General features: G+C 61.7%; 10 protein-coding genes. 6 read left to right on the top strand and 4 right to left on the bottom strand.

What is annotated here, in order from left to right; translation table 11 throughout:
- The first annotated feature begins 38 nt into the window (after positions 1-38).
- The 5 genes from K3819_RS01145 (at position 39) to K3819_RS01125 (ending at position 5,222) form a co-directional block, all read left to right on the top strand.
- Positions 39-1,232: an SfnB family sulfur acquisition oxidoreductase gene (locus tag K3819_RS01145; protein WP_221398481.1), complete on the top strand. Its 1,194-nt coding sequence runs from the start codon at positions 39-41 to the stop codon at positions 1,230-1,232.
- Positions 1,232-2,584 (top strand): LLM class flavin-dependent oxidoreductase, encoded by a 1,353-nt coding sequence (locus tag K3819_RS01140; protein ID WP_085611211.1) that lies wholly within the window; start codon positions 1,232-1,234, stop codon positions 2,582-2,584. Before K3819_RS01145 ends, K3819_RS01140 begins: the two co-directional genes overlap by 1 nt.
- A 67-nt stretch (positions 2,585-2,651) precedes the next feature.
- Positions 2,652-3,461 (top strand): MetQ/NlpA family ABC transporter substrate-binding protein, encoded by an 810-nt coding sequence (locus K3819_RS01135; protein ID WP_007952748.1) that lies wholly within the window; start codon positions 2,652-2,654, stop codon positions 3,459-3,461.
- Between the two features lie 2 nt (positions 3,462-3,463).
- Complete coding sequence (locus K3819_RS01130; RefSeq protein ID WP_221398480.1) at positions 3,464-4,588, top strand: methionine ABC transporter ATP-binding protein; 1,125 nt, start codon at positions 3,464-3,466, stop codon at positions 4,586-4,588.
- Entirely contained in the window at positions 4,578-5,222 is a 645-nt protein-coding gene (locus K3819_RS01125; protein ID WP_221398479.1) for a methionine ABC transporter permease, read from the top strand. The genes K3819_RS01130 and K3819_RS01125 overlap by 11 nt, the downstream gene beginning before the upstream one ends.
- A gap of 30 nt (positions 5,223-5,252) precedes the next feature.
- On the opposite strand, the gene K3819_RS01120 is transcribed toward K3819_RS01125, so the two are convergent.
- Positions 5,253-6,656 carry a hypothetical protein gene (locus K3819_RS01120; RefSeq protein ID WP_221398478.1) on the bottom strand — a complete coding sequence of 468 codons (1,404 nt, stop codon included), beginning with the start codon at positions 6,654-6,656 and terminating at the stop codon, positions 5,253-5,255.
- Between the two features lie 216 nt (positions 6,657-6,872).
- On the opposite strand from K3819_RS01120, the gene K3819_RS01115 reads away from it, so the two are divergent.
- Positions 6,873-7,502, top strand: coding sequence for a bifunctional 2-polyprenyl-6-hydroxyphenol methylase/3-demethylubiquinol 3-O-methyltransferase UbiG (locus K3819_RS01115; protein ID WP_221398477.1), 630 nt, complete (start codon positions 6,873-6,875; stop codon positions 7,500-7,502).
- Between the two features lie 26 nt (positions 7,503-7,528).
- Here K3819_RS01115 and K3819_RS01110 read toward each other — a convergent pair whose 3' ends face one another.
- Genes K3819_RS01110 through K3819_RS01100 form a run of 3 tightly spaced genes read right to left on the bottom strand, consistent with a single transcriptional unit; the run spans position 7,529 to position 12,743 of the window.
- A complete protein-coding gene (locus K3819_RS01110; protein ID WP_085611215.1) occupies positions 7,529-10,582 on the bottom strand; it encodes an efflux RND transporter permease subunit in 3,054 nt (1,017 codons plus the stop codon).
- The gene (locus tag K3819_RS01105) at positions 10,579-11,643 is read right to left on the bottom strand and encodes an efflux RND transporter periplasmic adaptor subunit (protein WP_085611216.1); all 1,065 of its coding nucleotides are present in this window, start codon (positions 11,641-11,643) and stop codon (positions 10,579-10,581) included. The genes K3819_RS01110 and K3819_RS01105 overlap by 4 nt, the downstream gene beginning before the upstream one ends.
- Positions 11,640-12,743 (bottom strand): efflux RND transporter periplasmic adaptor subunit, encoded by a 1,104-nt coding sequence (locus tag K3819_RS01100; protein WP_085667647.1) that lies wholly within the window; start codon positions 12,741-12,743, stop codon positions 11,640-11,642. Before K3819_RS01100 ends, K3819_RS01105 begins: the two co-directional genes overlap by 4 nt.
- Positions 12,744-12,861 lie beyond the last annotated feature (118 nt).

Raw genomic sequence — 12,861 nt, 5'->3', positions numbered from 1 at the left:
CGACCCGAACACTTTTGACCAGATCTCTGGAGAAACACATGACTCTTTCCCATCCCGTTGCGGTCATCACCAGCGACGAGCAAGCCCTGATCGTCGCCAGCGACCTGGCCGAAGATTTCCAGCGCGACAGCAACCTGCGCGACCGCGAACGCCGCCTGCCGCTGCCGGAACTCGACGTGTTTTCCCGCTCCGGCCTGTGGGGCATCAGCGTGCCCAAGGAGTACGGCGGCGCCGGCGTATCCAACGTGACCCTGGCCAAAGTCATCGCCCTGATCGCCCGGGCTGACGGCTCGCTCGGGCAGATTCCACAGAACCATTTCTATGCCCTCGAAGTGCTTCGGGTGAACGGTAGCCACGAGCAGAAACAACGGCTGTACGCCGAAGTTCTCGCCGGCCAGCGCTTCGGCAATGCCCTGGCAGAACTGGGCACCAAGACCGCCCACGACCGTGTCACCAGCCTCAAGCGCGACGGCAGCGGTTATCGCATCAATGGCCGTAAGTTCTATGCGACCGGTGCCATTTACGCCCAACGGATTCCAACGTCGGTAGTTGATGAAAACGGCGTGCAGCAACTGGCCTTCGTCCCGCGCGACAGCAAAGGCCTGACCGTGATCGACGACTGGAGCGGCTTCGGCCAGCGCACCACCGGCAGCGGTTCGGTGGTGTTCGAAGACGTGTATGTCGCCGCCGAAGATGTCATCCCGTTCCAGAGCGCTTTCGAGCGCCCGACTCCGGTCGGCCCGCTGGCGCAGATCCTTCACGCCGCCATCGACACCGGCATCGCCCGCGCCGCCTACGAAGATGCGCTGCACTTCGTGCGCAGCAAGACCCGTCCATGGATCGATTCGGGCAACGACAAGGCCACCGAAGACCCTCTGACCCTCAAGAGCTTCGGCCACCTGAGTATTCGCCTGCACGCCACCGAAGCGCTGCTCGAACGCGCCGGCGAATTCCTCGACGCGGCCCAGGCCGAGACCAACGCCGAGACGGTTGCAGCGGCCTCGATTGCGGTCGCCGAAGCACGGGCGATCAGCACCGAAATCTCCTTGGCCGCCGGCAGCACCCTGTTCGAGCTGGCCGGCAGCCAGGCCACCCTGATCGAGCACGGCCTCGACCGCCACTGGCGCAACGCCCGGGTACATACGCTGCACGACCCGGTGCGCTGGAAATATCACGCGGTGGGCAATTACTACCTCAACGATGAAAACCCTCCGCTGCGAGGGACCATCTGATGAGCAAGAAAAAGATCCTGCTCAATGCGTTCAACATGAATTGCATCGGCCACATCAACCACGGGTTGTGGACCCATCCGCGCGACACCTCGACCCGGTACAAGACCATCGAGTACTGGACCGAACTGGCGCAACTGCTGGAGCGCGGGCTGTTCGACGGGCTGTTCATCGCTGACATCGTCGGCGTGTACGACGTCTATCAGAACTCGGTGGACGTCACCCTGAAAGAGTCGATCCAGCTGCCGGTCAACGATCCGCTGCTGCTGGTATCGGCGATGTCTGCGGTGACCAAAAACCTCGGTTTCGGCCTGACCGCCAACCTCACCTACGAGCCGCCGTATCTGTTCGCCCGACGCATGTCGACCCTCGACCACCTGAGCCGTGGACGGGTGGGCTGGAACATCGTCACCGGTTACCTGGACAGCGCCGCCAAGGCCATGGGCCTGAGCGAACAGGTCGAGCACGACCGGCGTTACGACCAGGCCGACGAGTACCTCGAAGTGCTCTACAAACTCTGGGAAGGCAGCTGGGAAAACGGGGCGGTGCTCAACGATCCACAGCAGCGGATCTACGCGCAGCCGGACAAGGTGCACAAGGTCGAACACAAGGGCGAGTTCTATCAGGTCGAGGGTTATCACCTGTGCGAGCCGTCGCCGCAGCGCACGCCGGTGCTGTTCCAGGCCGGCAGTTCGGATCGCGGTCTGCTGTTCGCCGGGCGGCATGCCGAGTGCGTGTTCATCAGCGGCCAGAACAAGCCGTCGACCAAGGTGCAGGTGGACAAGGTCCGCGCCAGCGCCGTTGAAGCGGGTCGCAATCCTGAGGACATCAAGGTGTTCATGGGCCTCAATGTGATCGTCGGCGAGACCGAGGAAGCGGCCTGGGCCAAGCATGCCGAATACCTGAGCTACGCCAGCGCCGAAGCAGGCGTGGCGCATTTTTCGGCGTCCACTGGCATCGACTTTTCCCAGTACGAAATCGACGAACCGATCCAGTACGTGAAGAGCAACGCCATCCAGTCCGCCACCAAAAACCTGCAGAACAACGACTGGACCCGGCGCAAGTTGCTCGATCAGCACGCTCTGGGCGGGCGCTACATCACCGTGGTCGGCTCGCCGCAACAAGTGGCGGATGAACTGGAATCGTGGATCGCCGAAACCGGCCTCGACGGCTTCAACCTGACCCGCATCGTCACCCCGGAAAGCTATGTGGATTTCATCGATCTGGTGATTCCGGAACTGCAACGGCGCGGCTCGTACAAGACCGCGTACGACACCGGCAGCCTGCGGGAAAAACTGTTTCACGGCGAAGCGCACCTGCCGCCGCAACACACCGGCGCCCACTACCGACACTAACCCCGGCACTCATCCTTCCCACGCTCGGCGTGGGAATCAGGCTAATTTCACTGACTGGAAAACCACCATGACCAAGAAGCTCCTGTCCCACCCAGTCAAAGCACTGGCCCTGGCCTTCGGCCTGTTCAGCTCGGCGGTGTTCGCCGCAGATGCCCCGTTGAAAATCGGCACCACCGCCGCCTTCGCGATTCCGCTGGAAGCCGCCGTCGAAGAGGCCTCCAAACAGGGCCTGAAAGTCGAGCTGGTGGAATTCACCGACTGGATCGCACCGAACGTCAGCCTCGCCGCCGGTGACATCGACGTGAACTACTTCCAGCACATCCCGTTCCTGGAAAACGCCAAGGCCGCCTCCGGTTTCGACCTCGTGCCGTTCGCGCCAGGGATCATCAACAACGTCGGCCTGTACTCGAAGAAATACAAAAGCTTCGACGAGCTGCCGGAAGGCGCCAGCGTCGCCATCGCCAACGACCCGATCAACAGCGGACGCGGCCTGCAACTGTTGGCCAAGGCCGGTCTGATCACCCTCAAACCGGGCGTCGGCTACAAGGCTACCGAAGACGACATCGTCGCCAACCCGAAGAAGATCAAGATCCTGCAAGTCGAAGCCGTGCAACTGGTGCGCGCCTACGATGACGCCGATCTGGTCCAGGGCTACCCGGCCTATATTCGTCTGGCGAAAACTTTCGATGCCGGCTCTGCGCTGCTGTTCGACGGCCTCGACCACAAGGAATACGTGATCCAGTTCGTGATCCAGCCGAAGAGCAAGACCGACCCGCGCCTGATCAAGTTCGTCGACATCTACCAGCATTCGCCGGCCGTGCGCGCCGCACTGGATAAGGCCCACGGCAAGCTGTACCAGGCCGGTTGGGAAAGCTGAGGATGACCGCGGCCATCCAACGGCGACTGGATCTTCCAGAGCCACCCGCGCTGGCACAGCGCACCGAACTGCATCCTGAACTGAATCGCGCTCATGTGCGCTTCGTCGGGCTCGGCAAAACCTACGACGGCAAACACGGCCCGGTCGCCGCCCTGCAAGGCATCGACCTGGCGATCCAGCGCGGTGAAGTGTTCGGCATCATCGGCCGCAGCGGCGCCGGCAAGTCGTCGCTGATCCGCACCATCAACCGCCTCGAACAACCGACCTCGGGCCGGGTGTTGATCGATCAGGTGGACATCGGCGAGTACGACGAGGATCGCCTCGTCGCCCTGCGCCGGCGGATCGGCATGATCTTCCAGCACTTCAACCTGATGTCGGCGAAAACGGTGTGGCAAAACGTCGAACTGCCGCTGAAAGTCGCCGGCGTCCCGAAGGAACAGCGGGAGAACAAGGTGCGCGAACTGCTGGAACTGGTGGGCCTGCAAGCCAAGCACAAGGCGTATCCGGCGCAGCTGTCCGGCGGGCAGAAACAGCGCGTCGGCATCGCCCGCGCGCTGGTGCATGACCCGGATATTCTGCTGTGTGACGAAGCCACCTCGGCCCTCGATCCGGAAACCACCCAGTCGATCCTCGGCCTGCTGCGCGAAATCAACAAACGCCTGGGCCTGACCATCGTGCTGATCACCCACGAGATGGCGGTGATCCGGGAAATCTGCGATCGCGTCGTCGTGCTCGAACACGGCCGCATCGTCGAGCAGGGCCCGGTCTGGGAAGTGTTCGGCAACCCACAACACGAGGTCAGCCAGACCTTGCTCGCGCCGCTGCAACACGCCTTGCTCGAAGAATTGCAAAGCCGTTTGCAGGCACAACCGTCGTCGCCCGATGCATCTGTGGTGCTGCGTTTGCAGTTCACCGGCAGCCAGCAGGACGAACCGGATCTGGCCGCGCTGTTCGCCGCGCTCGGTGGCCGGGTGAAATTGCTCCAGGGCGGCGTGGAACGGATTCAGGGCCATGCGCTCGGGCAACTGTTGCTGGCGGTCGCGGGTTCGCAGCTGAATGCCGAGCAATTGCGTGAGCGCGCCGGGCAATGGGCACAACGCGCGGAGGTGCTGGGTTATGTGGTTTGATCGCTTGCTGCAGGGTTTTATCGACACGTTTCTGATGGTCGGCGTTTCGTCGCTGATCGCACTGCTGGCGGGGATTCCAATGGCGGTGATTCTGGTCACCAGCGACAAGGGCGGGATCTACGAAGCACCGGTGCTCAATCGCGCGTTGGGTGCGTTCGTGAACCTGTTTCGCTCGATCCCGTTCCTGATCCTGATGGTCGCGCTGATTCCGTTCACCCGCCTGATCGTCGGCACCACCTACGGCGTGTGGGCGGCCGTCGTGCCGCTGACCATCGCGGCCACGCCGTTCTTTGCGCGTATCGCCGAGGTGAGCCTGCGTGAAGTCGACTACGGCCTGATCGAAGCCGCGCAGGCCATGGGCTGCCGGCGCTGGCACATCGTCTGGCATGTGCTGCTGCCCGAGGCGCTGCCGGGGATTGTCGGTGGCTTCACCATCACCCTGGTGACGATGATCAACTCATCGGCGATGGCCGGAGCGATTGGCGCCGGCGGTCTGGGTGACATCGCCTATCGCTACGGCTATCAGCGCTTCGACAGCCAGATCATGCTGATCGTGATCGTGCTGCTGGTGGCACTGGTGGCGCTGATTCAGCTGGGCGGCGATCGTCTGGCGCGGGGGCTGAACAAGCGCTAGAACAATCGATGAGCGCTGCCCTCCCCGGCATCAATCATCGATCAGGCTGTCGAGCCACGCGTATTCCGTTTTGCTTCGATGCAGCGCCTGCATGCTTTTTGCCGCGTAAACAATGCTGTCGGCGTTGTTCGCGGCCAAATGCGCGCGCAGCGCCGGATTTGCATTGAACAGGCCGACCGCCGTCTGAAGATCCAGATCGTCGCCGATCCCCAGATAATCACTGATCCCGAACAGCAGGTTGTCGTGATCGTCCGTAAAAGCGTTCACGTACTCGACTGTCAATCCACCGCGCATGATCACTTCGGAAACGCTGCGCTCCGGAATGTCGTAGACGGTCAGCGGCTCCAGACTCAGCAAACCACGCTGGCTGTCACCCAGATAGAAGAAATCCGCGGCGTTGGGACCGATGGTCCTGAAGCGGTCGATGCGGTTGGTGTGCAGCATTTCATGGCCCAGGGACATGCCTAGAATCTCCTGCTGCATGTACTTGCGGTTGAGGAAGAACCGGCCATGAAAATCCTTCTTGTACATCCAGGCGGCGCTGTTGTTTTCAGCCTCCACTGCGAAGAATTTTTCCTCGCCCCAGGTCCCTTGGTACTCCCTGGAAAGCGCAAGACCTCGCGCCACCGAGTCAGAAAACTGCTGCGCCACGGCCTGGTGCCCTGCCCCAAAAAAACTTTCGTAAACCGCGCTCGCACCGTCGTATTTCATGCCAATGGCGTGAACGGCATCAGCGAAAACGCTTTCGACCACTCGCAACTCAGTGCGGACCATCGCAGCCTGATCCAGTGGAAACTGCTTCAGCCCCCGTGCAGTCAGCGTGGCTTCCTTTGCTGTCTCGTGCTCGATCGCGTCATCAATACCGGTGTGGACCCGACTGTGCTTTTCCGAATCTTTCCTGATATTGCGGATGAGCTCATCGATGTCGATATCGATGACATTGCCAGCGTCGCCGGATGACCGAGCCCGTTCCGGCGACCATATCTTGCTGTGCGGATCGAAGAACAGGACCGGTCCCGAAGCCGTCCACTCGGACATCAAGGTCGCGCGATATTCACCGCCCGCTGCGGTTTGCCGAACCTGGACAATCTCGCCGGGGGCGACATCGACGAACGTGCGTCCCTTGATAACCCTCAACCCCAGGGCATCAGGCGCAGGCAGGGTGGCCGGCGCTTTCAGGCGATAGTCCGCAAGCGTCCTGCCCCCGAAACGACCCGACAGGATCTCGGCGGTCGGCAGGGATGAAACAATGACTGCGGCGTCTGGCATATCCGGTTGGCGAACGGCCTCCACATCCGTTTGATCCATGTCCCGAAAACTCTTGTGCGCAGGTTCGTACTCGGGAAAGTCAGCACCGGATCTTTTACGCAGTGCAATGGCGTCTGCCAGGCTGTGGCTGGAGGACGTGGTGGAGGTTTTTCGAGTATTGCCCATGAAAAATCCTTGTTGAGTAAATCCCCCTGAAAAAATCGGGCAGACATCGCGCTAGTCGTCTATCGCGTGGGCGCTATTGCAACCGATCGGGAACGGTCAGGTGCGGTAAATATGTATTGCACTTGAGCCGGCGTTTTGTGCTTTGTCCGGATCTGGATCCTCTGAACCGCGAAAGCGCTTATAGTCTGCCGATCTTCCTTTCAGCCCATGACGACCATGAAGCAGACCCCCACCGATCTTGAACAGATCACCTCTACCACCCTCGGCCACTACAACTCGGTGGCCGAGGGTTTTCGTGAAGGCACCCGCGATCACGATGTCAGCCAGAACATCGACGCCCTGTTGCGGCACATCCAGGGTGAGGCGCCGTTTTCCATTCTCGATTTCGGCTGCGGGCCGGGGCGGGATTTGCAGACATTCACGCGGATGGGTCACCTCGCCGTCGGCCTTGATGGCGCGGAGAAATTCGCGCAAATGGCGCGGGACGACAGTGGTTGTGAAGTGTGGTGTCAGGACTTTCTGAAGCTGGATCTGCCGGCAGAACGCTTCGACGGCATCTTCGCCAATGCGGTGCTGTTTCATGTGCCGTTGCAGGAGTTGCCAAGGGTCCTGAAGCAGCTGCACGGGACATTGAAGCCGGGCGGCGTGTTGTTCAGCTCCAACCCGCACGGGGATAACCGTGAGGGCTGGAACGGACCGCGTTACGGCTCGTATCACGATCTTGAAGCCTGGCGCGGATTGTTGACCGCTGCCGGGTTTGTCGAACTTGAGCATTACTACCGGCCGGCGGGGCTGCCGCGTGAGCAGCAGCCCTGGCTGGCGAGTGTCTGGCGCAAAACCGTGTAGTTGGCGATGAGCGCAAGGCGCTCGCCTTACTGCGCCTCTTTCTTCGGCTCGCGAATCTTGTACCAGGCGACATACAGCGCCGGCAGAAACAGCAGCGTCAGCAGGGTTGCAATCACGATCCCGCCGATCATCGCGTAGGCCATCGGCCCCCAGAACACTTCCCGGGCGATCGGGATCATGCCCATGCTCGCCGCGGCAGCGGTCAGCAGGATCGGGCGACGTCGATGCTCGGTGGCTTCCACCACCGCATCCCACGGCGCATAGCCTTTGCGCTCGAACTCGTCGATCTGGGTCACAAGGATCACCGAGTTGCGGATGATGATGCCGATCAAGGCCAGAATCCCGAGGATCGCCACGAAGCCCATCGGCGTACCGGTCGGCACCAGCGCCAGCACCACGCCGATCAACCCCAGCGGCGCGACACTGGCCACAAGGAACAGCTTCTGCACGCTGTGCAGCTGGATCATCAGGAACGTCGCCATCAAGAACAGCATCAACGGCAGCACTTTCGCAATCGGTCCTTGGGCCTTGCCACTCTCCTCGACCGTACCGCCGGTGGCGACCTTGTAGCCAACGGGCAGTTTTTCGGCGAACGCGTCGATGGACGGCTTCAACAGTTTCACCAGGTCGGTCGGCTGAATTTCGTCACGCACCGACGCCTTGATGGTGATGGTCGGCAAGCGGTCACGACGCCACACCAGCGGCTGCTCCAGCTCATAACGAACCGTGGCGAAGGCCAGCAAGGGGATCGACGTGCCGTTGGGCGTGACGATCTGCAGGTTCTGCAGGGTTTCCGGCGTACCGCGTTCCGAACTCACCGCGCGACCGACCACGTTGATCAGGTAGATGTCGTCGTTGACCTGGGTCAGCGGCGCGCCACTGACGATGCTGTTCATCAGGTTCGCCACGTCTTCGGACGACAGCCCGAGCTGGCGCGCCTTGTCCTGGGCGATGTCGATTCGCAGGACTTTGCCCGGCTCGTTCCAGTCGTAAATGATCTCGCCGATGTGCTCGTTCTTGTCCAGTTCAGTCGCCAGGTCGATGGCGTGCTTGCGCACCTGGTCGATGTCCTTGCCGCTGATCCGGTACTGGATCGGACGCCCTACCGGCGGGCCCATTTCCAGCGCCTGCACGTAGCTGCCGATGCCGACGAAATCCTTGTGCAGCCGTTCGCGCAGGCGTTGGCTCAAGGCCTCGCGGGCTTCAAAGTCTTTGCTGACGATCACCAGTTGCGCGTAGTAGGGGTTCTGCAATTGCTGGTCGAGTGGCAGGTAGAAACGGATCGCACCCTGGCCGATGTAGGTGCTCCAGCGCACGATGTCCGCGTCGCCCTTGAGCGTGGCCTCGAGCTTGTCGACGGCCTTGCGGGTCTCGTCGATCGAGGCGTTTTGCGGCAGGTTGAGGTCGACCAGGATTTCCGGTCGATCCGAGGACGGGAAGAACTGATTCTGCACAAAACGCATGCAGAACACCGCCAGCACAAACAACAGCACGGTGATGCCGATGGCCCACCAGCGATTGCGCATGCACCACAGCAAACCGCCGTTGAATGCGCGGCCAACGCGCCCCGGTTCGGCTTCATGGGCTTTCACGTTGGTACTGAGAATGTGCACGCCGATCACCGGGGCGAAGAACACCGCCACAATCCAGGACACGATCATCGCCACGGCAATCACCGCGAACAGCGTGTAGGTGTACTCGCCGGCAGAACTGGCGTTGAGGCCGATGGGGACGAAACCGGCGACCGTCACCAGCGTACCGGTGAGCATCGGGAACGCGGTCGAGGTGTAGGCGAACGTCGCCGCCTCCTCCTTGCTCTCGCCCATTTCCAGGCGCGTGACCATCATTTCCACAGTGATCATCGCGTCGTCCACCAACAGGCCGAGGGCGATGATCAGAGCACCGAGGGAAATCCGCTGCATGGTGATGCCGCTGTATTCCATGAACACAAACACCATCGCCAGCACCAGCGGGATCGAGCACGCCACCACCAGCCCGGCGCGCACACCGAGACTGATGAAGCTGACCACCAGCACGATCACCACCGCTTCGAACAAGGCACTGGTGAAGCCGCCGACGGCTTCCTCCACCACCACGGCCTGATCGGACACCGTGTGCACGCCGACGCCGACTGGCAGATCCGCGGTCAGTTCATCGATGCGCTTGTGCAGGGCCTTGCCGAACTCCTGAACGTTGCCGCCCTTCTGCATGGCAATCGCCAGCCCGATCGCCGGCTTGCCGTCGAAACGGAATTCCGGTGTGGCCGGATCAGTGTAACCACGAGTGATGTCGGCGACGTCTGCCAGGCGATAGAAGCGGTCGTTGAGCTTGAGATTGACCTCGGCCAGGTCTTTCTCCGAAGCGAACTGGCCCGAAGTCCGCACAGAAATCCGCTCCGGGCCCGCCTCGATCACACCGGCCGGAGTCACGGCGTTCTGCGACTGCAGGCTCTGCACCACCTGACGCTGATCGATGCCCAGCGCCGCCAGTTTGCGGGTAGAGAAGTTCAGGTAAATCACTTCGTCCTGCTGGCCGATCATTTCGATCTTGCCCAGCCCCGGGACATTGCGGATCTCGGCCCGCGCCTGTTCCACGTAATCGCGCAACTGGCGCATGGTCAGGCCGTCGGCAGTGAAGGCGTACACCGAGCCGAACACGTCACCGAACTCGTCGTTGAACCCGGGCCCTTGAATGCCTTGGGGAAACTGCCCGCGAATATCGTCGATCTTCTTGCGCACCTGGTACCAGATTTCCGGAATGTCCTTGGCGCTGGTGGTATCGCGCAGGTACACGTAGACCGTCGATTCGCCGGGGCGCGTGTAGCTTTTCACATAGTCGAGGGAATCGAGTTCTTCGAGTTTTTTCTCGATGCGGTCGGTGACCTGCTTGAGGGTTTCTTCCTGGGTCGCGCCCGGCCATTTGGTCTGGATCACCATCGTCTTGATGGTGAACGACGGGTCTTCCTCGCGCCCCAGATTGAAGTAGGAGAACACCCCCATGAGCAATGCGACGAACATCAGATACCAGACGAAAGACTGATGCTTGAGGGCCCATTCGGAGAGATTGAAAGAGCCTTTCATTGACTGTCCTCGTCAAGTTTCACGGATTGTCCGGGTTTGAGACTGTTGACGCCGGCGCTGACCACACGCTCGCCGTTCTTCACGCCCCCCGCAAGTACAACGCTGCTATCGGTGCGGCTGATCACGCTGACGTCGCGCGGGTTGACGGTTTTGCTCTGGGTGTCGATGACCCAGATCCGCGCTTTTCCGTCGACCTCCTGCAACGCGGTGACGGGCAATTCGATACGCGGCTTGATCGCCGAGCTGAGGGTGACGCTGATCGCGGTGCCGAGGCGAAAGCCGTCGGGCGTATTGGCCAGGGTCAACCGTGCGCGGCGGGTGCGCGTCGCACTTTGTGCCTGGGGTTCGATCTCGCGCAGGGTGGCTGTGGTGTTGATGCTCGGGTCGAGCTGCCCGGCCACCAGAAACACCACGTCGGATGGGATCTCATCGACCAGGGTGTCCGGCAGATCGATCACGGCTTCCTTGATGTCCGGTTGCGCCAGGGTCACCACCTGCTGGCCCGCCGTCACCACTTGCCCGGCCTCGGCATTCCACGCGGTGACCACCGCCTTGTGGTCCGAGCGTAGCTGGGTGTAATCGAGTTGATCCTTGCTCTGGTTGACCGCCGCCCGCGCCTGATCCAGCGAGGCTTGGGTGGTTTTCAGGTCCGTCATCGCAATGTCCAGTTGCGCCTGCGCACCCACGCCCCGGTCGAACAGCGCTTGCTGACGGCGGGCATTGGCCTGGGCGTTGATCAGCTGTGCCTGAACCCTGGCCAGGTCGCCCTGGGCCGAACGCAGCTGGTTCTGCTGATCAGACGGATCGAGGGTGGCGAGCAGCGTGCCCTTCTGAACCTCGGTGCCGACATCGACGTTGCGGCTGGCAATGCGCCCGCCGACACGGAAACCGGTGTTGCTTTCATAGCGTGCCTGAATGCTGCCGGCGAAACGCCCGAGGTTTTCCTCGCTCATCGCTTCGACCTTGACCGACAACACCGGCCGTACCGGCTCCGGCGGTGGCTCGCTTTTCGAACAGGCGGCCAGCAACACACCAATGGATAACAGCCCCAGACGCTTCATGGCTGTGCTCCCGGTTGCAGATCCTTGTAGGTGTTTTCGGCTATTTCGACCTTCATGCCCGGATGCAGCAACTGCCCACCCGCGACAATGACTTTTTCCCCGCCCTTGAGGCCCTCGCTGATGATGACCTTGCCGATCAGGTAGCGGCTGACGGTGACATTGTGCAACTGCGCTTCACCTTTATCGTCGACCATCCACACCGCCGGATCGCTGACGTTCTTGGTCAGCGCCGACCACGGTAATTCAACGGCCGACTTGCCGGTGCCCTTGGCCGTGGCGCTCACCACCGAGCCCAGCTGCATCCCCTGCGGCAGGCTGTCGAGGCTGACCTTGACCTGCACCGTGCCGGACTGCGCGGACACAGCCGGGGTGATTTCGCGCACGGTGCCGGTGGTCTTGATGGCGGGGTTGTCGAGCAGGCTGACGACAATCGAACGCTCCGCCGGCCGTTCGGCCAGCAGGGATTCATAAACGTTGAACACGGCGTCGCGGTCGCCGTCACGGGCCAGGCTGAATATCGGCGCCGTGGCCTGAACCACCTGACCGACTTCGGCCTGACGCTCAGTGATGACGCCCGGCGCATCGGCGATCAGCGCGGTATAGCTCAATTGATCCTTGGCGTTGGCCAACTGCGCCTGCGCTGCGCTCAAGGCACTCTGGCTGCTGCGCAAGGCGGCCTGCGCGGAATCGTATTCGCTCTGGCTGGTGTAGCCCTTCGGCAACAGTTTCTGCTGGCGGACGAACGCGGCGGCGCTCTGTTTGACCCGCGCCTGCTCGGCCACTACCTGGGCCTGGGCGGAATCGACGTTGGTCTGCAAATCCTTCGGATCAAGCTTGGCCAGCACTTGTCTGGCCGAGACGCGGTCACCGACATCGACCATGCGCTGGATGATCTTGCCGCCGACCCGGAACGACAGCTCGGTCTGCACACGGGCCTGAACGTCGCCAGTGAGGGTCACGGCGGCGGCGTAATTGGCGGGGTTCACCTCCTGCACGAAGACCCGGGGCAGGTATTCGGCGGGGGCCTTTTTCTCGCCGCATGCGCTCAATAAAGCGAGCAGACTCAGCATGACCGCTGTTTTCAATCCGGGACTCGCCATGCAGACTCCTTCCTGTGTACGAACGTGCAAGTGACGATACGACTGTGAGCTTAGAACAGGGTTCAACCTTCGTCCGGGCGATATATGCATTTCTGTGCAGGGAGTATCCTGACCCGGA

It is taken from the genome of Pseudomonas sp. 3-2 (genome assembly GCF_019710535.1).
Classification (GTDB): Bacteria; Pseudomonadota; Gammaproteobacteria; order Pseudomonadales; family Pseudomonadaceae; genus Aquipseudomonas; species Aquipseudomonas pharyngis.
The sequence above is the reverse complement of the archived record's forward strand: the minus strand, read 5'-3'. Positions and strand labels throughout refer to the sequence as shown.

Bases quoted from the DNA above. Each gene is read 5' to 3' on its own strand.
- K3819_RS01145 (WP_221398481.1), top strand. From the start codon at position 39: ATGACTCTTTCCCATCCCGTTGCGGTCATCACCAGCGACGAGCAAGCC.
- K3819_RS01140 (WP_085611211.1), top strand. From the start codon at position 1,232: ATGAGCAAGAAAAAGATCCTGCTCAATGCGTTCAACATGAATTGCATC.
- K3819_RS01135 (WP_007952748.1), top strand. From the start codon at position 2,652: ATGACCAAGAAGCTCCTGTCCCACCCAGTCAAAGCACTGGCCCTGGCC.
- K3819_RS01130 (WP_221398480.1), top strand. From the start codon at position 3,464: ATGACCGCGGCCATCCAACGGCGACTGGATCTTCCAGAGCCACCCGCG.
- K3819_RS01125 (WP_221398479.1), top strand. From the start codon at position 4,578: ATGTGGTTTGATCGCTTGCTGCAGGGTTTTATCGACACGTTTCTGATG.
- K3819_RS01120 (WP_221398478.1), bottom strand. From the start codon at position 6,656: ATGGGCAATACTCGAAAAACCTCCACCACGTCCTCCAGCCACAGCCTG.
- K3819_RS01115 (WP_221398477.1), top strand. From the start codon at position 6,873: ATGAAGCAGACCCCCACCGATCTTGAACAGATCACCTCTACCACCCTC.
- K3819_RS01110 (WP_085611215.1), bottom strand. From the start codon at position 10,582: ATGAAAGGCTCTTTCAATCTCTCCGAATGGGCCCTCAAGCATCAGTCT.
- K3819_RS01105 (WP_085611216.1), bottom strand. From the start codon at position 11,643: ATGAAGCGTCTGGGGCTGTTATCCATTGGTGTGTTGCTGGCCGCCTGT.
- K3819_RS01100 (WP_085667647.1), bottom strand. From the start codon at position 12,743: ATGGCGAGTCCCGGATTGAAAACAGCGGTCATGCTGAGTCTGCTCGCT.